3 protein-coding genes are annotated in these 3,510 nt (G+C 73.6%); 2 read left to right on the forward strand and 1 reads right to left on the reverse strand.

All coding sequences use genetic code 11. The features are described 5' to 3' along the window. Positions 1-126 precede the first annotated feature (126 nt). On the reverse strand, positions 127-765 hold the full coding sequence (locus ACIBQZ_RS41740; protein WP_396094501.1) for a GrpB family protein: 639 nt from the start codon (positions 763-765) through the stop codon (positions 127-129). Between the two features lie 377 nt (positions 766-1,142). Between ACIBQZ_RS41740 and ACIBQZ_RS41745 the strand changes: the two genes are divergently transcribed. After that, the gene (locus ACIBQZ_RS41745) at positions 1,143-2,444 is read left to right on the forward strand and encodes a hypothetical protein (RefSeq protein ID WP_396094502.1); all 1,302 of its coding nucleotides are present in this window, start codon (positions 1,143-1,145) and stop codon (positions 2,442-2,444) included. After that, complete coding sequence (gene pstS / locus ACIBQZ_RS41750; RefSeq protein ID WP_396094503.1) at positions 2,441-3,499, forward strand: phosphate ABC transporter substrate-binding protein PstS; 1,059 nt, start codon at positions 2,441-2,443, stop codon at positions 3,497-3,499. The genes ACIBQZ_RS41745 and pstS overlap by 4 nt, the downstream gene beginning before the upstream one ends. Positions 3,500-3,510: the final 11 nt, after the last annotated feature.

The raw sequence follows: 3,510 nt of genomic DNA on the forward strand, positions 1-3,510 counted from the left end.
GAGTTGTCGCCAGCGGTCAGTGGACCGGAGCCGGGTCCACCGATCCACGGCAAGGACCCGATCCGTCCAGGTCAATGTGCCTGCGAGACGACCGGCTGCTCCCTGCGCCCGTCCTGGCTATGGCGATCAACCGCCGAACCAGCCGTGCAGAAGACTCGGCTTTGCTTTCTGCTCCGGGGCCGGGAGCTGCGGGGAGATCCCTGCTCCGCCGTCCGGCGGCCTCAGGCGTCGCTCGGCCCGGGAGACCATCCGGTCGTCTGCGCCCACTCGTCCGCCCGCTGGATGATCAGCCAGCAGTGCGCGGCCGTCGTGCGGATGCCGGGCGGCGAGCCGGCGTTTCACCGCCGCGTAGTGCTCCGCCGCCTCGCGGTGTTCGCGGAGATAGTCGCGGAACAGCAGTGGGAACTGCTCCGAGAAGCTGCCCGCCCGCCGGACGTGGATGTGGGTGCGGGGCTCTCCCGGCGGTTCCCGGAAGTACCGCTTGGTGCGTTCCGGGTTGCCGGCGCGATAGACGTAGCCCAGGCCCACCTGCGGCACCCGGAACGGTTCCACCGGTTCCAGGCGGGCCACCGAGATCTGGATGTCGACGACCGGCTTCGCGGCCAGCCCCGGCACGGCGGTCGAGCCGATGTGATCGATGCGCACCGCGACGTCGCCGAGGGCCTGCCGCAGCCGCCGGCCGAGCTCGCCGAAGCGCACCGGCCACCGCGGGTCGGGCTCGACGACGCGGATCACCCGCACGCCGGGCGGCTCATCCTGTCCCATCGCTCCCATCGTATGGCGGTCGGGCGCCTGCCTCGCCGGTGTGGGTGAGGTGACCTCTGGCGGTCCCGGAGGTGGTGGTCGGGCACCGTTGTCGTGGGGGTGGTTGGCGGTCCCGCAAGGGGTGGTCGGGCGCCGTCGTCGTGGGTGGGCGGTGCCCGGCCCTTCTGCAAGCGGCGGTCGGGTGCCGGTGTTGCCGTCGCGGGCCAGTGTCCGGCCGTCCTGCGGGGACGGTCGGGCGCCTTCGCGCGGCCCCGCCGTTGTTGCCCGGAAAGGCGGCATCCGGCTCTTTCGGAAACCGCAGGGGAACGGCGTATGAACGAAAGGAAACGACGGGAACCGATCGCATGGTCATTGCGGACGGGCATTACGGTGGCGGTGTGTCCGCAATTTCAGAGGCGATCCGGAGGGTTCTTGCGCCGGCTACCCCCGCCCGTCTCCGGCTCTGGACCGGCCTGGTGATCGGCACCTGCTTCCTGCTGCTCGTCGCCACCAGCCTGTTGTTCTCCCGGGTTCAGGACCAGGTCAGGGTCATCGGTGGGCAGGCCGTTCCGCAGGCCGCCACCGCCGCCGATCTGTATTTCGCGCTCAGTGATCTTGATGCTCAGGTGGCCCGGATGGTGCTTGCCGGCGATGCCGCGGAATTGTCCAGCAGTCAGCTTGATGCGCTCGGCACCTATCAGGAGCGGAGCCGGCAGGCCGATGCGGATCTGCAGCGGTCGCTGACCGTCGCGACCAGCTCCGCCGATCGGGCGATCGTGCTGGAGTTGATGCGCCATCTCGCCGTTTACCGGCGCTGGGTGTGGCAGACCCTCACGGCGCAGTCGCAGGCGCCGCCGCAGCCGCCCGGGCGGTTGCCGCCGGACGCGCTCGGCTACTACACGCAGGCGACCAATGTGCTGCATTTCGACCTGCTGCCGGCCGCCGAGCGGTTGCGGGACGCGGGGGAGGCACGGCTCGACCGGGCGTACGCCGCCAAGCGGACCACCGAGGTCTGGGCAGTCGTGCTGGCCGTGGTGCTCGGTGGTGGCCTGGCCGTGCTGCTCGTGGCGCTGCAGGTGTGGCTGGCGCGCCGGTTCCGCCGGCTGGTCAACCCCGCTCTGGTGCTCGCCACCGTGCTGACGCTCGGGCTGACGACCGGAGCCTGCCTGGTCCTGGTCGCCCAGGCGCAGCGGCTCGGCGCCGCCCGGGACGACAACCTGACGCCGTACCTGGCGTTGTCGCGGACCCGGGCGGTCAGTTACGACGCCGCCGCCGACACCAGCCGGTACCTGCTCAGCGGCAATCTCGGGCTGTACCGGCAGGATTTCACCCGCAAGTCCGCCTGTGTCGTGCAGGGTTGCGGCAGCGCCGGCCTGGAGCCGGGCAGCGTCTCGCTCGACCGCTGGCTCGGCTACCAGCGGGGCCATCAGCGGGTCGTCGCGCTGGCCGACTCCGGCCGCACCGCCGCGGCCGTCGATGTGGTCACCGGGATCCGCCGGGGTGACGCCGCCTTCGACTTCTTCTATTTCGACGCCGCCATCGGTGCGGCGGCCGCCGCGAGGAAGGCCGGGTTCGACGTTGCGCTGCGCGACGGCGAGCGGCTGCTGACCGGCTGGCCGCTTCTCCCGGTGCCGGTGCTGGGCGTCGTGATGCTGCTGGTCCTCGGCGGGGTCCGCAAGCGGCTGGGGGAGTACCGGTGAGGGCGCGGCTCGGCGTACTGCTGGTGCTGACGCTGGGGGCGGCGGCCTGCGGTCCCGTCTCCGCGACCCCGGCGCCCGCTGCCGCCGGGATCGCCTGCGCCGCCGGTACGGTGCGGGCCCAGGGCTCGTCCGCGCAGACCAACGTGGTCAACACCTGGATCCGGGACTACCAGGTGGCCTGTCCCGACGCCACGGTCGCGTACGAGAGCACCGGCTCGACCGCCGGCCTGACCGCCTTCGCCGCCGGCACCGGTGACTTCGCCGGTACGGATTCCCCGCTCACCGCCGCGCAGCAGGCCGCCGCCGGGACCCGGTGCGGCGGGCCGGTCGTGCACCTGCCCATGGTGATCGGGCCGATCGCGCTCGCCTACAACGTCGCCGGGGTCGGTGACCTGCGGCTCGCGCCCGCGACCGTGGCCGGCATCTTCGCCGGGAGAGTGACCCGCTGGGACGACCCGGCGGTCGCCGCGGACAACCCGGGGGCGGTGCTGCCGTCGACGCCGATCCGGCCGGTGCACCGCGCGGACAGCTCCGGCACCACCGCCAACTTCACCGCGTTCCTGGCGGCGACGGCCGGGGCCGGCTGGCCGTTCGGCACGGGCGGCACCTGGGACGCGCCGGGCGGCACCGGGCGGCGGGGCAGCAACGGGGTGGCATCGACCGTCGCCCGCACCGACGGCGCGATCGGCTACGTCGAGGCGTCGTACGCCCGGTTCCACGACCTGGCCGTCGCGCGGGTCCGCAACGGCGCCGGGGAGTTCGCCACGCTGACCGACGAGGCCGCCGGGCGCACCGTCGCCGCGGCCGGAGTCACCGGCGCCGGGGGTGATCTGCGGCTGGCCGTCGACCACCGGACCGCCGTCGCCGGGGCGTACCCGATCGTGCTGGTGACCTACGAGGTGGTCTGCCGGGCCGGGACGCCGCCGCTGCTGCGCGCCTTCCTGGCCTACACCGCCGGCCCGCGCGGCCAGGCCGCCGCCGCCCGGCTCGGCTACGCCCCGCTGCCGGAGCAGCTGCGCGCCCGGGTGGCTGCCGCCGTCGGCGGGCTGACCTGAGCGTCCCGTCC

The sequence above is a fragment of the Actinoplanes sp. NPDC049599 genome, from assembly GCF_044465625.1.
GTDB lineage: Bacteria > Actinomycetota > Actinomycetes > Mycobacteriales > Micromonosporaceae > Actinoplanes.